General features: G+C 62.6%; 22 protein-coding genes. 8 read left to right on the forward strand and 14 right to left on the reverse strand.

All coding sequences use genetic code 11. The features are described from left to right. Positions 1-12 precede the first annotated feature (12 nt). The 6 genes from FJV43_RS32045 to FJV43_RS32070 all read right to left on the reverse strand — a co-directional run bounded on the left by FJV43_RS32045 (position 13) and on the right by FJV43_RS32070 (position 6,659). Positions 13-783 carry a glycine betaine ABC transporter substrate-binding protein gene (locus tag FJV43_RS32045; RefSeq protein WP_239622994.1) on the reverse strand — a complete coding sequence of 257 codons (771 nt, stop codon included), beginning with the start codon at positions 781-783 and terminating at the stop codon, positions 13-15. Between the two features lie 54 nt (positions 784-837). Then, complete coding sequence (locus FJV43_RS32050; protein ID WP_239622995.1) at positions 838-1,392, reverse strand: cupin domain-containing protein; 555 nt, start codon at positions 1,390-1,392, stop codon at positions 838-840. Positions 1,393-1,416: 24 nt separating this feature from the next. After that, positions 1,417-2,430 carry a zinc-binding alcohol dehydrogenase family protein gene (locus FJV43_RS32055; RefSeq protein ID WP_239622996.1) on the reverse strand — a complete coding sequence of 338 codons (1,014 nt, stop codon included), beginning with the start codon at positions 2,428-2,430 and terminating at the stop codon, positions 1,417-1,419. A 34-nt stretch (positions 2,431-2,464) separates the two neighbouring features. After that, positions 2,465-4,060: a benzoylformate decarboxylase gene (gene mdlC / locus FJV43_RS32060; RefSeq protein WP_239622997.1), complete on the reverse strand. Its 1,596-nt coding sequence runs from the start codon at positions 4,058-4,060 to the stop codon at positions 2,465-2,467. A gap of 29 nt (positions 4,061-4,089) precedes the next feature. Continuing rightward, positions 4,090-5,493: an NAD-dependent succinate-semialdehyde dehydrogenase gene (locus tag FJV43_RS32065; RefSeq protein WP_239622998.1), complete on the reverse strand. Its 1,404-nt coding sequence runs from the start codon at positions 5,491-5,493 to the stop codon at positions 4,090-4,092. Between the two features lie 68 nt (positions 5,494-5,561). After that, entirely contained in the window at positions 5,562-6,659 is a 1,098-nt protein-coding gene (locus FJV43_RS32070; RefSeq protein ID WP_239622999.1) for an enolase C-terminal domain-like protein, read from the reverse strand. Positions 6,660-7,078: 419 nt separating this feature from the next. On the opposite strand from FJV43_RS32070, the gene FJV43_RS32075 reads away from it, so the two are divergent. Beyond that, positions 7,079-7,681 (forward strand): hypothetical protein, encoded by a 603-nt coding sequence (locus FJV43_RS32075; protein ID WP_239623000.1) that lies wholly within the window; start codon positions 7,079-7,081, stop codon positions 7,679-7,681. 35 nt (positions 7,682-7,716) lie between these two features. On the opposite strand, the gene FJV43_RS32080 is transcribed toward FJV43_RS32075, so the two are convergent. Next, the gene (locus tag FJV43_RS32080) at positions 7,717-8,730 is read right to left on the reverse strand and encodes an AraC family transcriptional regulator (protein WP_239623001.1); all 1,014 of its coding nucleotides are present in this window, start codon (positions 8,728-8,730) and stop codon (positions 7,717-7,719) included. 103 nt (positions 8,731-8,833) lie between these two features. On the opposite strand from FJV43_RS32080, the gene FJV43_RS32085 reads away from it, so the two are divergent. Beyond that, positions 8,834-9,715: a LysR substrate-binding domain-containing protein gene (locus FJV43_RS32085; protein WP_239623002.1), complete on the forward strand. Its 882-nt coding sequence runs from the start codon at positions 8,834-8,836 to the stop codon at positions 9,713-9,715. Positions 9,716-9,717: 2 nt separating this feature from the next. Here FJV43_RS32085 and FJV43_RS32090 read toward each other — a convergent pair whose 3' ends face one another. Further along, complete coding sequence (locus FJV43_RS32090) at positions 9,718-10,779, reverse strand: major royal jelly family protein (RefSeq protein ID WP_239623003.1); 1,062 nt, start codon at positions 10,777-10,779, stop codon at positions 9,718-9,720. Between the two features lie 621 nt (positions 10,780-11,400). Here FJV43_RS32090 and dusA point away from each other — a divergent pair. After that, on the forward strand, positions 11,401-12,357 hold the full coding sequence (gene dusA, locus FJV43_RS32095; protein ID WP_239629707.1) for a tRNA dihydrouridine(20/20a) synthase DusA: 957 nt from the start codon (positions 11,401-11,403) through the stop codon (positions 12,355-12,357). A 5-nt stretch (positions 12,358-12,362) separates the two neighbouring features. Here dusA and FJV43_RS32100 read toward each other — a convergent pair whose 3' ends face one another. From FJV43_RS32100 to FJV43_RS32120, 5 genes are all read right to left on the reverse strand, one after another. Beyond that, entirely contained in the window at positions 12,363-12,917 is a 555-nt protein-coding gene (locus tag FJV43_RS32100) for a TIGR02281 family clan AA aspartic protease (RefSeq protein WP_239623004.1), read from the reverse strand. A gap of 28 nt (positions 12,918-12,945) precedes the next feature. After that, positions 12,946-13,149, reverse strand: coding sequence for a DUF1289 domain-containing protein (locus FJV43_RS32105; protein ID WP_239623005.1), 204 nt, complete (start codon positions 13,147-13,149; stop codon positions 12,946-12,948). A gap of 44 nt (positions 13,150-13,193) precedes the next feature. Then, entirely contained in the window at positions 13,194-14,789 is a 1,596-nt protein-coding gene (locus FJV43_RS32110) for a HAMP domain-containing sensor histidine kinase (protein WP_239623006.1), read from the reverse strand. Between the two features lie 161 nt (positions 14,790-14,950). Beyond that, positions 14,951-16,351 carry a sodium:proton antiporter gene (locus tag FJV43_RS32115; RefSeq protein WP_239629709.1) on the reverse strand — a complete coding sequence of 467 codons (1,401 nt, stop codon included), beginning with the start codon at positions 16,349-16,351 and terminating at the stop codon, positions 14,951-14,953. Positions 16,352-16,581: 230 nt separating this feature from the next. After that, on the reverse strand, positions 16,582-17,454 hold the full coding sequence (locus FJV43_RS32120) for an NAD(P)-dependent oxidoreductase (RefSeq protein ID WP_239623007.1): 873 nt from the start codon (positions 17,452-17,454) through the stop codon (positions 16,582-16,584). Between the two features lie 184 nt (positions 17,455-17,638). On the opposite strand from FJV43_RS32120, the gene FJV43_RS32125 reads away from it, so the two are divergent. From FJV43_RS32125 to FJV43_RS32145, 5 genes are all read left to right on the forward strand, one after another. Next, positions 17,639-18,076 (forward strand): VOC family protein, encoded by a 438-nt coding sequence (locus FJV43_RS32125; protein ID WP_239623008.1) that lies wholly within the window; start codon positions 17,639-17,641, stop codon positions 18,074-18,076. 129 nt (positions 18,077-18,205) lie between these two features. Further along, the gene (locus tag FJV43_RS32130; RefSeq protein WP_239623009.1) at positions 18,206-19,342 is read left to right on the forward strand and encodes an Mrp/NBP35 family ATP-binding protein; all 1,137 of its coding nucleotides are present in this window, start codon (positions 18,206-18,208) and stop codon (positions 19,340-19,342) included. Positions 19,343-19,545: 203 nt separating this feature from the next. Beyond that, the gene (locus FJV43_RS32135; RefSeq protein WP_239623010.1) at positions 19,546-20,634 is read left to right on the forward strand and encodes a TRAP transporter substrate-binding protein; all 1,089 of its coding nucleotides are present in this window, start codon (positions 19,546-19,548) and stop codon (positions 20,632-20,634) included. Positions 20,635-20,800: 166 nt separating this feature from the next. Beyond that, positions 20,801-21,889 (forward strand): TRAP transporter substrate-binding protein, encoded by a 1,089-nt coding sequence (locus tag FJV43_RS32140; protein WP_239623011.1) that lies wholly within the window; start codon positions 20,801-20,803, stop codon positions 21,887-21,889. A 261-nt stretch (positions 21,890-22,150) separates the two neighbouring features. After that, positions 22,151-22,501 carry a hypothetical protein gene (locus FJV43_RS32145; RefSeq protein ID WP_239629710.1) on the forward strand — a complete coding sequence of 117 codons (351 nt, stop codon included), beginning with the start codon at positions 22,151-22,153 and terminating at the stop codon, positions 22,499-22,501. Between the two features lie 68 nt (positions 22,502-22,569). Here the strand turns inward: FJV43_RS32145 and FJV43_RS32150 are convergent, their stop codons facing one another. Next, positions 22,570-23,061, reverse strand: a complete 492-nt coding sequence (locus tag FJV43_RS32150; RefSeq protein ID WP_239623012.1) for a hypothetical protein — start codon at positions 23,059-23,061, stop codon at positions 22,570-22,572. Positions 23,062-23,238: the final 177 nt, after the last annotated feature.

Consider the following 23,238-nt stretch of genomic DNA (forward strand, 5'->3'; position numbering starts at 1 on the left):
GGAGAGATAGTGTCATCGTCCTCGCTTGGGTGGCGGGGAATCCAAGCCGGTGGTGCGGCGCAGCGCATCGTCGAGCGCGCTCATGCGCGCGTTGCCGATCGTCAGGCGCGATAATTCGGCGAGCGCGGGCGCGCCGATCCGTACCTCGGCATCGTGACGCACGATCAGGGTCGCCTTGTCGGTTCCGCCGAGCAGCCCCTTTGGCTCCTCAAGCGCGCGAATCTTATGACGATGATGCAGCGCCTGCGGATGCCAAAGCGGAATGACGACCCAGCGGCGTTCGGCCACCGCGCGCTCGAACCGGCCGAAGCTATCCTGCTCTGTCCCGGCCTCGAAGTGATAGCCCGCGGCCGCCAGGCCGTATTGCTCAATGATGGCCTTCGAGAAGCGGCTTATGCCGGCCCCCGGATTGATACCCTGAATCAACTTCTCCATTCGGGCCGAAACCTCTGGTCTTAGGAGGTCCGCAACACCGGCAACTTCCGCTGGGATGTATTCCGGTACGCCCCAGATGCAGTAGGGTTCATACAGGACGGTGACCTTTCGCACCTCCTGCTCGAATCGTCTGAGATAGTCGCCGTGACTTGCCGGAAGCCACGCCGAAACAAGCATATCGATCTCGCCGCGGCGCATCCGCTGGAATATCTCCTCATGCGGTGCCGCCGAGCGATCGACGTGGTGGCCGTGAGACTTCAAGATCGCCTCGACTTCCCGCGCACCGGCGTCGTGGAAAGACAGATCGATGTGACCGACTCGGACTACGCTGCTTGTATTGTCCGTCATTTCACGTCCTTGCCGCTATTGTTGGCTCGTGCCCGGCGGGGGAGATGGGGCGGGTCATTTTCCCGCAGCGACGGAAGGCGCGCCATCGAGCCAGTCCTGGCGCTGCGGCGCGAAGAAATCGATATCGATTGTGTCTTCGGTGCAAACGAACTCGTGCGGCGTATTCGGCGGGATGACCAGAACGGTGCCAGCCGTCATCACGAACTTTCTGCCCTGGGAGTAAACCTCGCACCGCCCTTCGGTGATCCACGTGATCTGCTCGCTGGCATGATGATGCAGCGGAAATACGCCACCTTTCTTCACTGTCCATTTGACAAAGGTCGACTGCGTGCCGCTCAAATACTGGCGCTGGACAAGCGGCGAGATCTGCTCAATTGGCTGTGCGTCGAGTTGGTAGAGCGTGGGCACGATGGCGGTATGGCCGCTCACGGTCGGCAAGGTGCCACGATCAGGTGCGTCCGTGACGACCGGAGGTCCCGACTGGGCTGGGGCAGGCATCTTCTGGGCAGATGCGGGCGAGCATGCGGCCAGGACCAGAATGGCGGCGGCGAAGACAGCCGTTGGAGAGTTTTTCATTTCGATGAAGCTTCTTTGATGTGAGATATGCATTTCGGTTGGTCGTGGCCGGTCGCCTCAAAAGCCGGAAAGCACTGTCTTTCCGATCGCGCGACCACTCTCGACCAGCGCGTGCACGCGCTTCAGATTCGCGACGTTGATGGCGCCCGCATCTACCGTCATCGTGGAGCGGAGTACACCATCGTCGACGAGAGCGGCGACTTCATTCAAGAGTCGGTGCTGCGCAATCATGTCCGGGGTCTGGTAGAGTGATCTGGTAAACATCAACTCCCAATGCACTGATATGGACTTGCGCTTGAGACTGACGATGTCCAGCGCATCGGGATCGTCGATCAGCGCCAGGCGCCCCTGTGGCGCCATCACTGCCTCTATGGAATGAAGATGCTTTCCGGTTGCGGTCAGACCGCAGACATACTCGACCTGCGCAATCCCGAAGCCCAGTAACTGTTCGCGAAAAGGCTGACGATGGTCGATCACGTGATGTGCGCCCATTTTTCTGCACCACGAGATCGTCTCCGGTCGGGATGCCGTTGCTATGATGGTAAGTCCGGTCAGACGCCGCGCAATCTGGGTCAGAATCGATCCGACTCCGCCGGCCCCGTTGATGATCAGCAGCGTGCCGCGTTGCGTCTTGACGCCATAGGGAACGCCCAGACGGTCGAACAGCAACTCCCACGCGGTGATCGAGGTGAGCGGCAACGCGGCGGCCTCGGCAAAACTCAGTGTCTTGGGTTTATTGCCGACGAGGCGCTCGTCGACCAGATGCAGTTCGGCATTCGTGCCGAACCGATCGATGGCGCCTGCATAGAACACCTCGTCGCCTGGCCGGAACATCGTCACGTCGGAGCCAATAGCCTCGACGACGCCCGCCGCATCGTAACCCAGGATGCAGGCCTCTCCCTTGGGCGGCGGGCTGCTGGCACGACGCTTGACGTCGGCCGGATTGACCGAGATCGCCTTCACTGCCACGCGCAGATCGCGTGGCTTCGGTGCTGGGATGGGCAACTCGAGCTCGACGAGAGCGTCCGTTGCCGTGATGGGCTGCGGAACAAGATAGCCGATTGCCTTCATGTTGACCTCCTGATGGACTTCGCGGGTTGGGAAGTCAGATGAGGGGCGGGACGACCGGATCGATCTCCACTTCGATCAGGTGCGGAGTTTGGCTCGCCATGCCACAGCGGAGAGCGCTTGCCAGCAACGCCGGATCGGAAACCCGCTCCGCGATGACACCGTAGCCGGCAGCGAGTGAGACAAAATCAAGACCCGGCAGATCGAGGCCGGGAACACCGGGAGTTTCGAGCAGGTGCGCGAACGACTTCAGAATATTGTAGGCGCCGTTGCGAGGGATGACGAACAGGATCGGCAACTTGTGCTGTGCAGCCGTCCAGAGGGCCTGGATGACATAGTTGGCGGCCCCGTCGCCGACGATACAGACGATCTTGCGGTCGCCGCCCTTGTCGCGCTCGGCAAGCGCGACGCCGACGGCGGCGGGCAGGCCGTAGCCAAGAACGCCGCTCGACATCGAGAAGAACGAGCGTGACCGGCTAGTCGGCAGGCGTTGGCGCAGCATCTTCAGTGTCGAAAGCGATTCCTGGACCACAACGCTGTCCTGCGGTCGCGCCTCGTTGATCGAATGATACAGGAAGTCGGCCGTGATCTTCGTCGCGCTCTCCGGTCGCGGCAGCGGGCTCCGTGCCGGTGGTAGTGCCCGATCTGGCGGCGAGACATGATCCGCCAACACCGCGCAGGCCCGTCCGGGGTCGGCAAGGACGCTATCTCCCACCGGTGCACGGCCAGCCTCGGCTGGGTCGTCGGTAATGTGAAAGAGGCGAGATCCCGCAGGAATGTAGTCGCCGGGAACGTGAGGATAGTAGCGAAAGACCGGCGCGCCGATCACGACGATCACATCACGCCCTGACAGTTGTTTGCCGAGCGGGCCGATCGCGCTGGTCAGCATGCCCTGATAGAGCCGATGGGTCTCGGGAAAGCCTGGCCGGCCCTCAGCGGGCGCGGCCCACACCTCGCAACGCAGCTTTTCGGCAAGCCGGACGGCGTCATCCCAACCGCCGCTCTGGTCGACGGCGCCGCCGATCACAAGCGCGGGCGACTTGGCGGAGGAAAGCGCTTCGATGACAGAGGCGAGGTTTTGTTGATCCGCCCCCAGGCGACGGCTGAGCGTCCGGATTTGCGGTGGGTGCGGACAGGGCTTGTCGACATCGTCCATCGGGATCGACAGGAAGACCGGCCCGGCTGGCGGCTGCACCGCCATCGCATAGGCACGCATCAGCGCGGCCGGCACGTCCTCCGCACGGGCAGGCTCATAGGCCCATTTGACGAACGGCTTGGGGATTTCCAGCGGCTGCACGTTGGTGAGATATGGCTCGATCAGCAACATCTCGCGGGTCTGTTGACCGGCTGTGATGATCAGCGGCGCGCGGTTGTACCAGGCGCTCTCGATATTGCCCAACGCATTCCCCATGCCGGCCGCGGTGTGCAGATTGACCAGCACGGCCTCGCCCGTGGCCTGGGCATAGGCATCCGCCATCGCAACGGCGGGCGCTTCCTGCAGCGCGAGCACGTAGCGGAAATCGGAAGGAAAGTTCTTCAGCAGAGTTTCTTCGGTCGAACCGGGGTTGCCGAAGATCGTGGTCAGCTTCAGCTTGCGAGCGACATCGAAGAATGCTTCTTGGACTGTCTTCATCTTGGGATCTCCTGGTTGATGCGCTGTGGTTAGCCGCCCTGGTTGACGCCGGGCGGTGGCGATCCGACGGGCGAAATACTGATGAGCCGCCGGTTGAGGAATTCGCCGAAGCCCAGCTCCGAGAGTTCACGGCCGTACCCGGAGTTCTTGATGCCGCCGAAGGGAAGTTCGGGTGCGGTCCAGGTCGGATGATTGACAAAAACCATGCCGCTCTCGATCCGACCCGCTACCTGTCGGCCGCGCCTCAGGTCCGCCGTGAAGACGGAGCCGCCGAGGCCATACGGGGTCGCATTGGCCAGCGTGATCGCCTCTTCCTCGCTATCGACGACGTAGAAACTTGACACCGGGCCGAACAATTCCTGCCGGAAGATCGGATTGTCTCTGCTGATATTGGTCAGGATCGTCGCCTCGACATAGAAGCCGGGCCGCTTCACGCGGCCGCCTCCGAGAACGACTTCGGCGCCGCCCTTCCTGGCGGCCTCGATCTGCTCGAGCAGCCGGTGCATGGCCTGCTCCGAGCAGACGGGGCCGAGCGTCGTGTTCGGATCGACGGGATCGCCGGGCTTGAGCGCGCCCATGCGTGCCTTGAAACCCTCGAGGAATGCGGCGCCCCGCTCTCTTCCGACCACGATGATCCGTTTGGCGGCGACGCAGCTCTGTCCAGTGTTGTTCATACGGCCCCAAAGCGCATTGTCGAGCGTCGCCTCGAAAGGAGCATCCTCGAGCACAATGAGCGGATCGCTACCGCCGAGCTCCATGACGGATTTCTTGAGATTGCGGCCGGCGCGCTCTGCGACGATCGCGCCGGCACGTTCGCTGCCGGTGAGGGTGACGCCGCGAATGCGCGGATCGTCGATGAGGCGTCCGACTTGCTCGAAATTGGCGAAGAGGTTGGTATAGAGCCCCTTGGGCGCTCCGGCCTCTTCAAACAAGCGAGCGAATGCAAGTGCCGATTGCGGGACATTGCTCGCGTGTTTGATCATCACGACGTTGCCGACCATCAATTGTGGCCCAGCGACCCGAGCGAGCTGATAGTATGGAAAGTTCCAGGGCTCGACGCCGAAGATGATGCCAATGGGCAGTGCTTCGACGATGGCGCCCGGCGCCTCTGGTAGGGATTGCGGCCTCAGATATGCCTCCGCACGCGTCGCATAGTAATCGATGATGGCTGCGGAGAGAGCGACCTCGCCACGGGCCTCGGCAATGAGCTTTCCCATCTCGAGGGTCAGGTATCGTGCATATTCTTCGGAATTCTCGCGTAGCTTGGCCGCGACGGCGGTGAGAATTTTTGCCCGATGCTTGACAGGTTGCCGGTGCCAGGTCTCAAAAGCGGCTTGGGCGTCGGCCACGGCCACCTCGAGGTCAGCATCCGAGATTTCCGCGAAGCGCTTCACGACTTCGCCGGTGGATGGATTGATCGTCTGATAGGCCATTTATTCGTCTCCGTGCGCCGGAAGGGTGGTGGATCGGGAATATCTCGCTCGATCTGTGAGAGGCGCCATCAAACCTTGACGGCATATTTCGCGACGCCCTTCTCGTTCCAGCTGATGCCGACGCCGGGCCGGTCGGAGGCATGAACGCGGCCTCCACGCGGCTGAAGCGGCTCCTCGAGAATCGGGTTCGCCCAATCGACCCACTCCAGCCAATGCGCGGTCGGCGTCACACGGAGCAAGTGAGCGGAAATCTCGGGGTACAGATGATTGGAGAGCTGGACGCCCGTCGCTGCTGCGACGCTCGTCGCGCGCAGCCAGCCGGTGACGCCGCCGATACGCATTAGATCGGCCATGGCGTAATGGATCGCACCGGCGCTCAGATTGGCGAAGAAATCGCGAGGACCGTAGAAGTTCTCGCCCATTTGCAACGGCGTGCGTACTTTGGCAGCGAGCTGTGCATATCCGCGGGTGTTGTCATACGCGATCGGCTCCTCGAACCAGTAGAGGCCTGCCTCATCAAGCTCGTGACAGCGTCGAATGGCGTCGCCGAGGCCGAGGGCCTGATTGAAGTCGACCATCAAATCGATGTCGCTGCCGACGCCCTCGCGGACTGCGTTGATCGCGGCGACGTCGTCTTTCAGGTGCTCGTTACCGAGCCGCAGCTTCATAGCGGTGAAGCCACCTTCTTGTTGAAGCTCGCGCGCCTCGCCGGCCAGCGTGCTTACTTCGTGCCGCCATAGGCCGTTGCTGTCGTAGCTGCGAACGGGACCGGGAGTGCCGCCGAGAAATCTGACCAACGGCTGGTTGGCGGCCTTCGCCAGCGCGTCCCAGATCGCCATGTCCACCGCAGATACCGCGATCATCGACATGCCGGCCGAACCGACAACGTTCAGGGCCTTGGCAGCTGACTCGAATGCATCAAACGGCGCCACAGGCGTGCCTTTCAGCATGTCGTGCAGATCGCCCAGGGCGGCAACAACGACCGGGATGGCCGCCGCGCGGTACGGCGCCACATAACTGTGCCCAACGATGCCGGACGTGGTCTCGAGATCGACGAGCACCAGCGGCCACAACTCGAACCGGCCGATGCCGGCAATCACCGGACGCCGCAATGGCACGAGTACAGCGCGCGTCCGGATATTCTTGATCAATGGCGCAGATTTCATCACGCAAGCTCCTGCATGGTATCTTTTGGAGAGCCTGTTCCGCCCGAAGGGTGCGTCCAAGCTCTTCGCCTGCAATGTCGCAGAGCGTGGCGTCGAATGCTCGCTAAGCAGCGCAAAGAGGCGCTAAGCGCTGTCAGTCTGGCGTGATCTTCGTGTCGGCAGGGGAGCGGCTTGGTGGGTGCGTTCCGGTGCCGGAGCCGCGCGATGCTCAGCCGAATGGCCGGTGTCGATGCGCGCCTTTACAATGATTTGCACCGATCAGCACGACCGTGGGCCTCCCACTTGTCATAATGAGAGGGCGCAAGCCTGGTGGCGCGGGATCTGATGGTGCGGGCATGTCTGGTTGGAGTCTTCCCTCCCGAGTCGACAAATGTCTTCGTGCCGCTCAGGTCAACGACGTTGGTCGACTGGTCTCGGCGATGGAGAACGATTCCGTTCTTGTGGATGCGGGACGAGAACTTCGAGGCGACGAGAGAGCCGCCTGGCTGCGCGCCTTTTTAGGGCGAGAGGCTGTCCAGCTTCACCCCATCAGCTGTTGGCGGGAAAAAGGAATCGTTGTCTTGACCGTGCTGGTCAGACGCGGCGCACTCGGAGAAAGCACGCCTTTCGACTGGATATTTCATCTGGATGATGAACGGATCGAACGGATTTTGATCGAACGCCATCAGCTTTCGGAACTTCCGCGCCCAGTAGATGCATTCGTGCGTGCGACGAATTCCAGAGACCTGGAGGTTCTGCTGGACACATTCGTCGATGACGCGTTGGTCAATGACCAGCTCTGCGATCACTGGGGAAAGGAGGCAATTCGCGAATGGGTAATTCGCGACATTGTCGGCGAACAGCTTGCCATCCAGGTCGTCAGTAACGTTGACCACTACGGACATTGCATTCTGACGGCGCATGTCCAAGGAAATTTTGACAGGCGCGGTCTTCCGGAGCCTCTTGTTCTCGTATTTTACTTCTCAATGCATCGCGACAAGATCGTCCAGTTGATCATCTTGCGCAATCTGTCGGGAACCTAGCGACCGACCATCACGGGGGTGCCGGAAATTGACCACTACAGCGAAAATGAATCGTCGTTTGGCTCCGACAGCGGCGGCCTTGCACCGTCCGCTCGCGAAAGCGTGAGTTTCTGTCCAGCACGAAGTTCGCTGGGCGAGTAGCCGAAGACTTGCTTGAAAGCATGACTGCACGAGGTACGCGAGGCATAGCCATTTCGATAGGCGACGGTTGCAAAGGGCAAGCTCGTTTGCAGCAGTTCCCTCCGTACCCTGTGCATCCGCCAGCGCGTGACGTAGTCGAGAGGTGAGAGTCCCACACGGCGGCGAAATCGCTCGGCGAAGGAGGAGCGCGACATTCCCGCCGCCTTTGCCAGCGACGCCACTGTCCAATCAGCCGCGGGATCGGCGTGAAATCTCCGTATGGCGCGACCGAGCTGCCGGTCGGTAAGTGCCGCAAGCCAGTTGGTTGCGTCGGGATTGTTGGCGAGATGAGCGCGGATCGTTTGAACGAGGAGCACATCCGCCAGACGGCTCGTGATCAGGCGCCTGCCTGGAGCATCAGCCTCGCTTTCAGACCTCAGGAGTTCGATGATCAGACCGGTCGGCCTCGCTGCCGCAACTTCGGCAGCGAGGCGAATAAGCGGCGGCAACGCCACCCTGAGCCAGGCGGCGCCCTGCTTGTCGAGAGTGAGACGCCCGACGACGACAACGTCATTCATCGATCCGGTGCGCATGACGGCGCCCGAACCGCCACTATGGTCCGCGCGGTGAATCTCTCGACCGCCTTCGATGTTGAAGGCGCGGCCAGCGCGTGCGCCGGTCAGCAAAAAACAGTCGCCTGCTGTCAGGCGAACCGGCAACGTTTCTCCGTCCAGCCATATGCTGTGGCAGCCCGCAATTACGAAGCCGAAGGTGAAGCGTTCGTCCGCATCGAAGCGTGTTTCAAAGGGGACGTCGCTGTCAAGACGCACAACCTCGGTGCGAACGACAGTGAACGCGCTTAGGATATCCGCAAGCGGGTCGGTCGGGATCGAATCGATGCGCAAATCATCAAAGGGGTGTCTGGTCATTGTTATGAAAAGTTGTCGCAGCCGCGCCAAAATGTGGGACTTGCGGGAGCAAGACAAACGCATAGTTATGATTGCATCTATTTGATAATCAAATGGGCAGTCCATGCGCTATCCAGACCTGGAAATTGAACTTCTCCGTGCCTTCGTCGCTGTGGCCGAATCCGGCGGTTTCACAGCAGCCTCTGGTGTCGTTGGCCGATCGCAATCCGCGGTAAGTCAGAAGGTCAGCAGGCTGGAGGAACTTGTCGGGTGCAAGCTCTTCGAACGGACGAGCCGCTCGCTGAGCCTGACACGGGACGGAGAGCGGCTGCTGGTGACGGCGCGGCAGATGCTCGAACTGAACGATCTCACCGTCCGAAGCATGCGCGAGCCGGCCACGGTCGGCTCACTTCGCCTTGGTATCTCCGAGGATTTTATTCCACGCCAGTTGGCGGCGTTGCTTGCACGGTTTCGGCGTCTCTATCCTGAAGTGCAGCTTGAACTCATGACGGGGCTGAGCTGCGATCTCCTGGATGTGTACGATGCAGGGGGGCTCGATGTGGTCATCGCGAAGAAGGATGGTACAGCCCAGCGCGGTCGCGTGATCTGGAGAGAGCCGCTCGTTTGGCTCGCTGCGGCGGACTATCAACCAGACTTTAGCAAGCCAGCGGAGTTGGTCCTTTTGAAGCCGCCCTGCACTTATCGAGAGTTGATGGCGCGCACCTTGGACTCGGTTCGACAGCCCTGGGTAGCATCCTGCACTGCACGCAGTTTGATGGGGGTGCAGGCGGCCGCCGCCGGCGGCCTTGGCATTACAATACTTGGGCGGTCATTCGTTCGGGATGGTTTGCAGGTTGTGCCGACGCCGGACTCGTGGCCGGCATTGCCAATGACTGAAATCGTGCTGCTTGGGGAGGAGACAGCGGAGGCCGATCTGGTGCGACCGCTGATTTCCTTCCTTACCGAGACTCTCGCCGGGATGGGTACGTTAGCGCTTGTGGCTTAGGTTTACTTCGCCTGAACGTCCAGCCTGTAGCGGTACAGGCGGATCGGCCATTCGATCCGGGAGGTCCCGTTGTTGAAGAGCGACACACGGTCGATCTGCGGCACGGGCAGCCAGATGAAGCCATCTGCGAGAGCAGGTGCGTCACCCCAGTGCAGGCGTGAATCCCGGATGATGGTTGTGATCGTGCCGTCAGGCGAGCGCTTCTTCAGCGCATCACTCGCCAAGTCGGTGAAATAGAGCGTACCGTCCGATGCCATTGTCGTTCCCCCGACTGGCGGAAGATCCGCCCAGGCTTCCACCTTGCCAGCAAGTTCGGGTCCGGGAACATCGGGATCGTCGAGCAGTCGTGTCTCGATCCGAGACCAGGGCCCATGCAGACTACCAAAATAGAGATAGCGTCCGTCGGGGCTGACCTCTAGCGGATCGCTGTTGACCCGCAGCGGGGAACCATCCGGCGCGCGCACGATCTTGCCGTCAACTACAATCGGTCGGTTGGTCGGCGCCGTGACAGAGGGGGCACCGTCGAGCGCCCGGCGTGTTTCTCCGCCGCGCAAGTCGAGCACGATCAGCCCGGCGTGTCCGGCGTCCGTGAGGTAGGCATGGTCGCCATGGAAGCGGATGTCGTCGATATAGCTGCTGGGAAGAGCGGCTTGAGGTCCGAAGGGATAAATCCGCTCGACGCGACTGGTGGCGAGATCGATGCGCACCGCCTTGGCGGCACCGGGCAATGGATCGCCGCCGAAGCTTGGCGAGCCTGTGTCGATGATCCATAGACCACCGCGGTCGTCGCGCCGGATCGCATTCACGTTAACAAAGGCGTTGCTCACGTCGGCGCCGGGCTGCCACGCGTTCCATGACGCGTCGGGATAGGGGATCAAAGCGTCCTTGCCATCAATCAGTGCGACGGCCGGTCCGCTGGCGCCGGCCCAGCGCGGGCCGGCGACAAAGATGCGATCGCCATCAACCGCGACCGCATTCCAGATCATGCGCCTAGTCTCGGCGGCAACAGTGAGTCCGTCTGCTTGTTGCATGTCATCGGAAGCCTGCGCCTGCAATCCTGTCACGAGTGAAGCTCCCGTTAATGCCGCGGTGGTGGATGCCTGAAGCATTTGCCTGCGGTTCATAGGTCCCATGGCGCATCCTTGGGGCTGTTGGTGGTATTAACCACGACTTACAGCGGTTCGTGGCCGAGGGGCTGTGGCGCTGCACGTCGGGAGCTTCAAGCGTGGCGTCTGGTCGACGAAGCTCGACACTAGATCGCTCGATAGGACTCAAGGCAGTTAAGGGACGCAATTGAGCGCAAATCGATGCTAAAGCGTATGTCCGGTAATCCGTTCGCGAGTGCACTACATTCAATGACGACCGGCCAGCCGGCAATCTGGGAGCAGATGTCAGTGTGAGCGGCTAGTCCTCGTTGGGGGTGTCGAAATCCGGTCCGTTGCAAACCGACACTGCCTTTTGGGTAGTGGTTCCACCATAATGGCGCCAATGCGCAGCGAATGACCCGGCGTGGAGGCATCTCATTTTCTCGGATGGATTAGGGAGAACGCGATACCAGTATCGCTAGTCATAGGCAGCATGGTGATCGCCGGTGGCTATACTATTTTCGCGGAAGTAGTATAACCGGGCCACTGCGAAGAGGATGATAGTTGAAATCGCAAGACTATCTCTTTTCTGTTGCACCCATGATGGACTGGACGGACCGGCATTGCCGGGTGTTCCATCGTCACCTGACGCGGCGGGCGCTGCTGTATACGGAGATGCTCACCACGGGCGCCGTCATCCATGGCGATCGGCAACGGCTGCTTGGGTTCGATCGGTGCGAGCATCCGGTGGCGCTTCAACTCGGCGGCTCAGATCCACGCGAACTGGCCGAGGCTGCGCGGATCGGCGAGGCGTTTGGCTATGACGAGATCAACCTCAATGTCGGCTGTCCGTCCGATCGCGTAAAGGATGGCCGCTTCGGCGCCTGCCTCATGGCGGAGCCGGATCTGGTGGCGAGGTGCGTCGACGCGATGAAACGCTCCGTCGCGATTCCCGTCACCGTGAAGTGCCGCATCGGCATCGATGAGCAGGACCCGGAGGTCGCGCTCGATGCGCTTGCACATGCGGTGGTCGCCTCCGGTTGCGACGCGCTGATCGTGCATGCCCGCAAGGCTTGGCTCAACGGATTGTCTCCGAAGGAGAATCGCGACGTTCCCCCGCTCGATTATGACCGCGTCTATCGCCTCAAGCGCGCAATGCCTGGTGTGACCGTCATCATCAACGGCGGCATTCCCGGCATCGAAGACGCGAAAGCACATCTCGAACACGTCGACGGCGTGATGCTCGGCCGCGCTGCCTATCAGGAGCCGTGGCGGCTGCTCTCCGTGGATCGGGAGATCTTCGGCGAAGCGGCGCCGCATGCGACCATGCAGGATGCGCTCGGGGCGATGATGCCCTACATCGAGCAGCAGCTCGTCCGCGGAACGCGACTGCATGCGATCACGCGGCATTTCGTCGGCGCATTCCATGCCGTGCCGGGTGCGCGGGCCTTCCGCCGTCATCTGGCCGAGCAAGGGGTGAAGCCGGGCGCTGGCCTCGAGGTGTTGCGCGATGCGATTGCGCACGTCGCCGCGCGCGCGCCGGCGGAGGCGGCGTAGGTCAGCTAGTCGACTGCCATGCGCGAGCGGCGATGTCCACGCTGGAGTTCCGGATACCCGGTGAGCATCAACGTGTCGGCGCGCACCCCCCAGCTCTCGAGGCGGTCGAGGAAACTCATGCCGAGCAGATTGGTCTTCATCTGGCCGCGCTGTACGACGAGGGCCGGCACCGACTTCTCCACGAGATGGCCGACGGCGAGACGGTCGAGCGTGAGCCGGGCCGCCTTGGTGTGGCCGCCCGCGGTCTCCAGGTCGACGTCATATTCGAGCATCTCGAGCGGCAGCCCGATTGCTTTCGCGGTTTCCCAGGTCAACACCACCGATGTCGCGCCGGTATCGATCACCATCGGCGCGGTGACGCCATTGATCTTCGCACGCAACGTGAATTCGCCGCCCTGGCCGCGCGGGATCTGTACGGCCGGCGCAGGGGAGGGGGTCTGTCCGCGGAAAATGTGCGAGACCTTGTGGCTGGCCCGCGCGATTTGGTCGGCGTCGCCATAGGCGACCACGGCACCTGCCGTGCCGGCGAGCATGACCAGAACGAGCAGGAAGCGGATCATCGCGTGCCCCCGACGGCCCACGGGCGGATCAGATGCGTTTCGGCGATCCCGCGATCGGCGCAAGTCCAGCTTCCGTCATGCGCGCCGGCAAGAGGGCCATGATCGCGAGCCGGTCCGCGCTTTCCATGGCATGCCAGCGCGCGATCTCGGGCAAGGTCCGGCCGCACCCGAAGCACAGCCTGGTCTTGGGATCGATCATGCAGACGGCGACGCACGGTGTTTCTTTGCTCATTCGGACATTCTGAGGGATCGTCGGACATCTCTGCAAGCATCTCGTTAAGAGCCTGTGCCCGCACTCATGATCGGCTTGTGGCGCGGCCGGCGTTTCTCGTCGGGCAGGCCGGAATTCTCCGGCTGGAGCGGCGGAGAATCATCCGACAGCGGGGCAAGCGCACTCATCACACGCTCCGGCGGGAAGGTGACGATCACCTCGGTGCCGATCCGCAGCTTCGATTTCAGCGTGAACGTGCCGCCATGCAGGTCGATCAGATTCTTGGCGATCGGCAGGCCGAGGCCGGCGCCCTGTTCAGCCGACTTGATCGAATTGGAGCCCTGGCCGAACGAGGCGAGCACGACCGGAATCTCGTCCTCGGGGATGCCGGAGCCGGAATCCTTCACCGAGAGATATTGCCCGCCCGAGGCGGTCCATCCCGCCTTGAGCCAGATCTCGCCGCCCTGCGGGGTGAACTTGATCGAGTTGGAGAGCAGATTGAGCACGACCTGCCGGATCGCGCGCTCGTCGGCCCAGAGCCGCGGCATGGCCTGCTCGAACACTTCGTGGATGGTGATGCCACGGCTCGAGGCACGCAGCTTCATCAAATGATGGCAGTCGGCGACGATGCCGACCAGCGACACCGCTTCCTCGTTGAGTTCGTAGCGGCCGGCCTCGATCCGCGACAGATCGAGGATCTCGTTGATGAGGTTGAGCAGGTGCACGCCGGAATTATGGATGTCGGCGGAATATTCCTTGTAGACGGCGACCTGATGCGCGCCGAAAATCTCGCTCTTCATCACCTCCGAGAAGCCGAGGATGGCATTCAGCGGCGTGCGCAGCTCGTGGCTCATCTGCGCGAGAAAGCGCGACTTGGCGACGTTGGCGGCTTCGGCACGGTGGCGCGCTTCGTCGGAGATCGCCTTGGCCTGTTCCAGCTCGCCGATCAGCGCGTCCTTCTCTGCGCGCGCTTCCAGCGTGGCGAAGGTCGAGGAGTGGAGGCGGTGCGCCAGCAGGACGAAATAGCCTTCGGCCGCAAGCGCAAGTGCGGCCAGGATGTAGTTGTCCAGCGAACCGGTCACCGCAAAGCTCAGCGCCATCGCGACCGCGACCGGCGCCGTGGCGGCAAGGGCTGCGATCGGCAGGTTGGCGGCGAGCATGCTCGATACTGCGATCACCAGCAGCATCAGGAACATCATCAGCGTTTCCGTGACCATGTCGAGCACGGGATGGATCAGGATCGCCATCCAGCACAGGCCATAGAGCAGGTCGAGCACGACGAAGCGCGTCCGCCACGCGCGCGTCGCCGCGGGCGAGGCGGGCTCGGTCAGGAAGCGCCGGCAACTGCGGATCATGGCGCTGTGGATGCAGAGCATGCCGACGGTCCAGGCCGCGGCCGGGACCGGCTGCATCCACAGCCCGAACAGCACGCCGGTGGCAACCACCAGCAGCATCACGACATAGGAGGCGGACAGCCGCGTCTGGGCGTATTGCCGCAGCATCTCGGCGTCGAAAGCCGGCCGGGTTCCGCTGGTCGACGTTAACTTGTCCCGCGCCTCGCGCACCCGCTGCGCCGCAGCCCTTCGGCTGCTCGCCGATGGCGCGCTCACCGGCTCGGCCGGCAGCTGCACAACCTCGGGCTTTTCAGCGGGGTTACTCATCAAACAACACAATTCCTGCCCACGCCGGGCGCGGGACTTCTGCGTTGTCTATCTCTGGCAAGAAATCCTTAAGAGCTGACTTAAGGAGCTAAAGAATTACGTTAACCCGGCGTTAATCCAATGCCCGGTTCCGACCTCGGCTCGCGGAACCCGCAGCCCCTTCACCTGAAGAAAACGAGCGTGACCAACGCGAACACAGGCAGCAGCAGGACGGAGGTCCAGGCCATGTACCCGAAGAAGCCCGGCATTGCGACGCCGCCCGCTCGCGCGATCGCGTACACCATGAAGTTGGGCGCGTTGCCGATGTAAGAGTTTGCGCCCATGAACACCGCACCTGTGGAGATCGCGGCCAGGGTGACGGCGCCGTTCGTCATCAGATGCTTGGCGTCGCCTCCAGCAAGCTCAAAGAAGACCAGATAGGTCGGCGCATTGTCGAGAAAGGATGAGAGCAGGCCGCTCAACCAGAAATAGGCGGCATTGTTCGGCGTGCCGTCGGCGTTGGTGACCATGTTCACGACGAAGGCAAACGCGCCGGATTTGCCGGCGTTGAGGATCGCAAGCACGGGAATGATGGTGATGAAGATGGCGGCGAACAGCTTAGCCACTTCGATCATGGGGCCCCAAGAGAAGCCGTTCGCGTCGTGGTCCTCCTTCGGCGTGACGGCAAGAGATGCGAACACGACGCCGATCATTACGGCATCGCGCAGAAGATTCTGCAGCTGGAGGTGCGTGCCGAGAACCTCAAATCCGCCGAGGTCGAGCTTGGCGCTCAAGAGGATCGCGGCAATGATGACTCCCATCAGAGCGAAGTTGAGGCCGCCGCTGATCCGCAAGGGATTGTCCGGAGTTGGGTCCGGTTTGACGCGGCCTTCCTTGCGATAAAGATAAGTATCGATGCAAAAGAACAGGGCGAGCAGAATCCAGGCCACGAACGTGGTCTGGGGGAACAGGTGCGTCGTCGTCCAGAAGAAGTCCACGCCGCGCAGGAACCCCAGGAACAACGGCGGATCTCCCAGGGGTGAGAGCGAGCCGCCGATGTTGGACACCAGAAAGATGAAGAAGATGACGACGTGCGCGTTGTGCCGCCGGTCGTCATTGGCGCGGAGGACCGGCCGGATCATGACCATCGACGCGCCGGTCGTGCCGATGACGCTCGCAATCAGAGTGCCCAGAGCGAGCAGCAGCGTATTCAGAACCGGGGAGCCGTGAAGATTGCCGCGCACCACGATTCCGCCGGCCACAGTGAACAGAGCGAGGAGCAGCAGAATGAAGGGGATGTATTCGAGCAGCGCGGTATGGACGAGTGTCTGGACGGTTGGAAGCGGGCCGTACCAGACGGCTAGCGGCAGCACGATCAGGGCCGCCCACATTGCAGCAATCTTGCCCTGGTGGTGCTCCCAGAAGTGAGGCGCCGCCAGCGGAAATATCGCGATCGACAGCAGCATGCCGGCGAAGGGGAGCGCCCATTGCGGCCGAATGCTCGCCCCGTCGAGCGATGCGGCGAGCGCCTGCGACGGTGATGCAAGCAGGATCAGGAGCGCGACCGGGAGCAGGCGAGCAATGAGGCGGGATCCTCGCCGGCAGGCACCACCCGCGGCGATCCCGGCGATTCCGGGTCGGAGCTCCGGCGCGACGCCGGCGCAGGCAACGAGGAGGATGGCGGCGATCACGCTAAGCAACCCCAGTAGTTTATGATAATCTCGGTTAGCGCGTTTTGAACGTCGCCGCGGCCGGGTCGCGACGACATACGATGTTGTACGGCCCTGGACGTAGACGAGGCCGCCACAGAGCCTCAGCGTTGCAGGCGTGCGAGCAGGCTCGACGTATCCCAGCGCTTGCCGCCCATCTTCTCGACCTCGGAATAGAACTGGTCGACCAGCGCGGTGACAGGCAGGTTGGCGCCGTTGCGGCGGGCTTCAGCGATCGCGATCGAGAGGTCCTTGCGCATCCATTCGACCGCGAAGCCGAAATCGTACTTGTCCTCGTTCATGGTCTTGTAGCGATTTTCCATCTGCCAGGACTGCGCGGCCCCTTTCGAGATGGTCTCGATCACTGCGGCGACGTCGAGGCCGCTCTTCTTGGCGAAGTGGATACCCTCGGAAAGACCCTGCACCAGACCGGCGATGCAGATCTGGTTGACCATCTTCGTCAGCTGGCCGCTTCCGGCGGGCCCGAGCAGTTTGCACATCCGCGCATAGGCGCCTGTGATGATCGGCTCGGCACCCGAATACGCGTCCTGCGCGCCACCGCACATCACCGTCAGCACGCCGTTCTCGGCGCCGGCCTGGCCGCCGGAGACCGGGGCGTCGACGAATTTGAAGCCAGCCTTGGTGGCAGCTGCGTCCAGCTCACGCGCGACCTCGGCGGAGGCGGTGGTGTGGTCGACGAAGGTCGCCCCTTTCTTCATGCCGGCGAACGCGCCGTCGGGGCCGATCGTGACCGCACGCAGATCGTTGTCGTTGCCGACGCAGCACATCACGAAATCCTGGCCCTCGGCGGCGGCCTTCGGGGTCGCTGCGGTCTTGCCGCCGAACTTGTCCGCCCATTCCTTCGCCTTGGCCGCGGTGCGGTTGTAGACGGTGACCTCATGGCCCCCTTTTTTCACGAGGTGTCCGGCCATGGGGAAGCCCATCACGCCGAGACCGAGGAAAGCGACTTTAGCCATCTGTGGTACCTTGTCCGTAGTTTGGGTTTTACGGTTCTTGCCAGGCGAGGGGCGCCTGGGTTCCGCGGTGAGGGCGGATTGGAGGCGCACCATAAACCCTTGAGGCCGGAGGGCAACGGCTTCGTTTGGCGGCCCCCTGTGCTAGGATGGCGGACCCAAGGACTTCAAAAAAGGGAGCGAGAGCATGGGCGGCGTGAGCGTTGGCGTCCTCGATCATTTCAACATCCGGACCCGGAATCTGGCCGAGACCGTCCGCTTCTACGCGGACGTCCTGGGCCTGGAAAAAGGCGCACGGCCGAATTTCGCCTTCCCGGGCGCCTGGATGTACAGCGAGGGTAAACCGGTGGTGCACCTCGTCGACATTTCTGCGACCGCCGAGCCACAAAAGCCGGATTCCGGCGTCGTCCACCACGTCGCCTTCGTCAGTCGCGGCTTTGACGGCATGAAACAGCGGCTGGCATCCAAGGGGATGAAGTTCGAGGCCCGCCAGGTGCCCGGCGGCGATCTCTGGCAGATCTTCGTCCACGACCCCAACGGCGTCATGATCGAGCTGAATTACGAGGCCTCCAGGGAGCAGGGGGCGGCGCCCGCGGAAAAGGCTGACGATATCGGCAGGCAGTAGCCTTTTGGGCGTTTCCGCTCTAATGGGGCATCCTAAAGTCTCGAGCCTGGCCTTGCCGGAAAGCCGCTTCCCGCTTTGCGCTGGCGCGGCCCTCCGGGTCCGGATCAGGCTCCGTCCAGGAGATGCACTTTGAGCGTGACGCAACAACAGGTTCTCGACAGCCTCGCCAGGATCAAGTCGCCCCGCGGGGTCGCGCTCGCCAATGCCAATGTGCTGAGCGCGATCAGCGCGTCCGACGGCAAGGTGTTCTTCTCGATCAATGTCGATGCTGCCGAGGCAAGGGCCTGGGAATCCATCCGCGCCGAAGCGGAGGCCGCGGTGCGTGCCATCCCCGGCGTCACCACCGTCATGGTGGCGCTGACCGCCGAGCGCAAGCCGGGCTCCGCGCCGCCGCCACCGCCGCAGCCGAGCCGCGGCACGCCTGGCGTGCAGCCGGCCCATGCCCACAAGCCGCCGCAGGGCGGCCAGTCGCCGATGGCGCGGCAATCGGAAATCCCGGGCGTTGCAGCCGTGATTGCGGTCGCCTCCGGCAAGGGCGGCGTCGGCAAGTCGACCACCGCGCTCAATCTGGCGCTGGGCCTGCGCGACCTCGGCCTCAAGGTCGGGCTGCTCGATGCCGACATCTATGGCCCGTCGGTGCCGCGCCTGACCGGTCTGCGCGATAAGCCGGAGCTGAACGGCGAACGCAAGATGATTCCGCTTCGGCGTTTCGGCCTCGCCATCATGTCGATCGGCTTCCTGGTCGAGGAAGAGACCGCGATGATCTGGCGCGGTCCGATGGTGATGTCGGCGGTGACGCAGATGCTGCGCGACGTCGAATGGGGCAAGCTCGACGTGCTGGTCGTCGACATGCCGCCGGGCACCGGCGATGCCCAGCTCACGCTGGCCCAAAACGTGCCGCTCAAGGGCGCCGTGATCGTCTCGACCCCCCAGGACCTGTCCCTGATCGATGCGCGGCGGGGCCTTGCCATGTTCAAGAAGGTCAACGTGCCCGTCCTCGGCATCGTCGAGAATATGAGCTACTTCCAGTGCCCGCATTGCGGGACCAAGTCGGACATTTTCGGCCATGGCGGGGCGCGGCACGAGGCCGAAAAGCTCAAGGTGCCATTCCTGGGCGAGATCCCCCTGCACATGGCGATTCGTGCCACTTCGGATGCCGGTAATCCCGTGGTCGACAGCGAGCCGGACGGCCCTCATGCGGCGATCTACCGCGCCATCGCAGGGCAGGTCCGGGACCAGCTGAAGGGCGTCATTGCCGCAGCCTGAACCGGCCGGCGGCGGGCCCCTGGGACATGCGACTTTTGTAGAGCCCCGTCATGCCATTGTCGCGTTCCGTAACCGCGCGGTCCGTGTTAAAGGCGCACGGCAGTCAAGCCCCTTCGGTTCGACGCGACATCGACGCGTCGCCGGGATGAGCGGCGGCACAAGAGAAGTTAAGGGGAAACGCCCCAGCAAGGAGAGACCTGAAGATGAAGCGTCGTGATTTTCTGAAAGTGTCGGCAGCAGGCGCGGCGGCGACCGCAGTGGCCTCGCCGGCGATCGCGCAGTCCTCGCCCGAGGTGAAGTGGCGCCTGACTTCGAGCTTCCCGAAGTCGCTCGACACCATCTATGGCGGCGCCGAGCAGGTGGCGAAGTACGTCGCCGAGATGACTGACAACAAGTTCCAGATCCAGGTGTTCGCCGCCGGCGAAATCGTGCCCGGCCTCCAGGCGCTCGATGCGACCTCGAATGGCACTGTCGACATGTGCCACACCGTCTCCTACTACTACGTCGGCAAGGACCCGACCTTTGCGATCTTCGCCTCGGTGCCGTTCGGCCTCAATGCGCGCCAGCAGAATTCCTGGCTCTATCAGGGCGGCGGCAACGAGCTCGCCAACGAGTTCTTCAAGAAGTCGAACGTGATCGGCTTCCCCTGCGGCAACACCGGCACCCAGATGGGCGGCTGGTTCCGCAAGGAGATCAAGACCGTTGCCGACCTGTCCGGCCTCAAGATGCGCATCGGCGGCATCGCCGGCCAGGTGCTCCAGAAGGTCGGCGTGGTGCCGCAGCAGCTCGCCGGCGGCGACATCTATCCGGCGCTGGAGAAGGGCACCATCGACGCGGCCGAATGGGTCGGCCCCTACGATGACGAGAAGCTCGGCTTCGCCAAGGTCGCCAAGTACTACTACTATCCTGGCTTCTGGGAAGGCGGTCCGACCGTCCATGCCTTCGCCAACCTGGAAAAGTTCAATGCGCTGCCGAAGAGCTACCAGGCGATCCTCACCAACGCGACGGCCAACGCCAACACCTGGATGGCTGCGCGTTACGACATGCAGAACCCGGCCGCGCTGAAGCGCCTGGTCGCCGGCGGCACCCAGCTTCGCCCGTTCACCAACGAAGTGCTGGAAGCCTGCCTCAAGTCGACCAACGAGCTGTGGGCCGAGATTTCGGCCAAGAACGCCGACTTCAAGAAGTCGATCGACGCAATGCAGGCCTACCGCTCCGACGAATATCTGTGGTGGCAGGTCGCTGAATATACCTACGACAGCTTCATGATCCGCTCGCGCACGCGCGGCTGATCTGCGGCTCAAGTCGCAGGACCAAATCGCCCGGCCTCGCTCGCGAGGCCGGGCTTTTTCTTTGCCGCAGTGCGATCGGGATGGCATTCGGCCGTGGCTTGCGTCATGCTGGCGGCAAGCCTCGACAAGAAGGCCCACAATCACTGGTACATCAGGGCAGGAAATCATGAAGAGAAGAGACTTCATCAAGGTCACAGGACTTGGTGCGGCCGGCGCCGCCACGCTCGCGGCTCCCGCGATCGCGCAGTCGATGCCGGAAATCAAATGGCGCATGCCGACGAGCTGGCCGAAATCGCTCGACACGCTGTTTGGCGGCGCCGAGATGATGTGCAAGATGGTCGCGGAGGCGACCGACAACAAATTCCAGATCCAGATCTTCGCGGCCGGCGAGATCGTGCCGGGCCTCCAGGTGCTCGACGCCGTGCAGAACGGCACCTGCGAAATCGGCCACACGGCGTCCTACTATTATTTCGGCAAGGACCCGACCTTCACCTTCGGCTCGGCCGTGCCGTTCGGTCCCAACATGCGCATCAACCAGGCCTGGTACATGCTGGGCGGCGGCCGCGACGTGCTCAACGAATTCTACAAGAGCTACAACGTCGTCTCGCTGCTCGCGGGCAACACCGGCTGCCAGATGGGCGGCTGGTTCAGGAAAGAGGTCAACACGCCCGACGATCTCAAGGGCATGAAATTCCGCATTGGTGGTTTCACCGGCCGCGTGCTCCAGAAGCTCGGCGTCGTGCCGCAGCAACTCGCCGGCGGCGACATCTACCCCGCGCTGGAGAAGGGCACCATCGATGCCGCCGAATGGGTCGGCCCCTATGACGACGAGAAGCTCGGCTTCTACAAGATCGCGCCGCACTACTACTATCCCGGCTGGTGGGAAGGCGGACCGATGCTGATGGCCTTCGTCAACCTCGACAAGTGGAACGCGCTGCCGAAATATTACCAGAGCGTGCTGGAGCAGGCCGGCCACTACGCCAACAACTACATGATGGCACGCTATGACAATGCCAATCCGCTGGCGCTGAAGAAGCTGCTCGCGGGCGGCACCAAGCTGCATGCTTTCTCGCCGTCGATCATGGATGCCTGCTACAAGGCCGCCAAGGAGCTGCACGCCGAAGTCGCCGCGACCAACCCCAACTTCAAGAAGGTGCACGACTCGCTCGCCAAGTTCACGAGCGACGGCTACTCATGGTTCCAGGTCGCCGAGGTCGGCTACGACATCTTCATGGCGCGGCGCTCGCAGAGCTGATCGCGCTATCCGTCGCAGGCAGCGCCCCGGAGCGAAGGCTCCGGGGCGTTGTCGTTGCAGCGCTCGAAGGTCGTCCAGAACAAAAACATCGAAAACAACCCCATGCACAGTAGACGGAGAGAGCGTTATCAATGACTTGGCGGCGTAACGCCAATGCTTGCGGAAATACGGAAGCTGCTTGATGCGTCGGGCAAAACAGTGGTAGAAGCTCATTGTCGCATAATCCGAATTCGGCCTCGGGGCCGCACCCGAGAAAATCCACTGAGCTTCGACCCCGATCAAGTCCAGGACGCGTTGCGCAAGGCATGGTCGTCATCGACGAGCAGCCAATGGACGACGAGCAATCCGGCGGCAGGGCAATGCAACGTCACGTCGCTGCTCGTTCACGAACTCTTCGGTGGTGTCTTGCTGAAGACGCCTCTTCCGGCCGGCGATCATTTCTACAACCGGATCGGAGGCAAGAGATACGACTTCACGGCGTGCCAGTTCGCTCAGCCGATCGCATACATGGACGTGCCTGCGAACAGGGCCGACGCACGGTCAGGGGCGACGAACGACCAGCTGGATGAGCTCAGAGCGGCGTTTCAGGCGCACTTCACCGGACGAGGCTAGCTTCAGCGGCCGAGCTTGCTCTTGTCGAGGTCCGCTACCGGCCGGTTTCCAAGCATTGGGCAAAACCGTCAGCGAACGACGCCCGCCGCGTCTTTCGTGCTTGGCATGAGCCAATCGAGCCCGAGCAGGCCGGCTTCGAGGATCACGACGGCGACAATGCCGCCGAGCCAGCCGAAAAAGACGATGGAGAAGGTGCCGAGCAAGATCGCGCAAAAGACGTCGGCAAGCACCTTGCAGATGCGGAAGTCTTGGTCTTGGCCAGAAGGGAAGTAAGGCATCCGGCTCCTCCAGGCGCTGATCCTCAGCCCGGATTCAACCACGTGCAGAAGCGAATGTTCCGGGGTCAATTCTTCGGCTGGCCGAAATGGAGTGGCGGTGGCAACTCGATGCCCGGGATCTTGATCTTGTCCAGGCCCACTTTTTTCGTGGGCGCGCCGAGCAGCCCAGCCACCGTTATCGGGAATGCAATGACAACTGCCCTGTCGGTGCTGCGCCGGCAGATGGAGCCGCTGCCGGTCCTTCACAGTGATCACCAAAGCGAGAGGTGTGAAGCGGTTCACAGTCACGTCGAGAGAAATTCGCTAGAAATTACGGGAAGCTAGCGAGCTTTCCTTGATTGCGCCGACCGATGCCGTGCGGTGCGCCGCTGCGACAAGGGCCGCGCAGGCCAAGACGAAAGCCCGCCCGAACTCGGCGTGTGCGTCCTGGGCCGGCAGAAAGCCGGCTGCCAAAATTTC

Origin of the sequence: Bradyrhizobium sp. I71, from assembly GCF_022354745.1 — a bacterium.
In the GTDB taxonomy this organism is placed as follows: Bacteria; Pseudomonadota; Alphaproteobacteria; order Rhizobiales; family Xanthobacteraceae; genus Bradyrhizobium; species Bradyrhizobium liaoningense.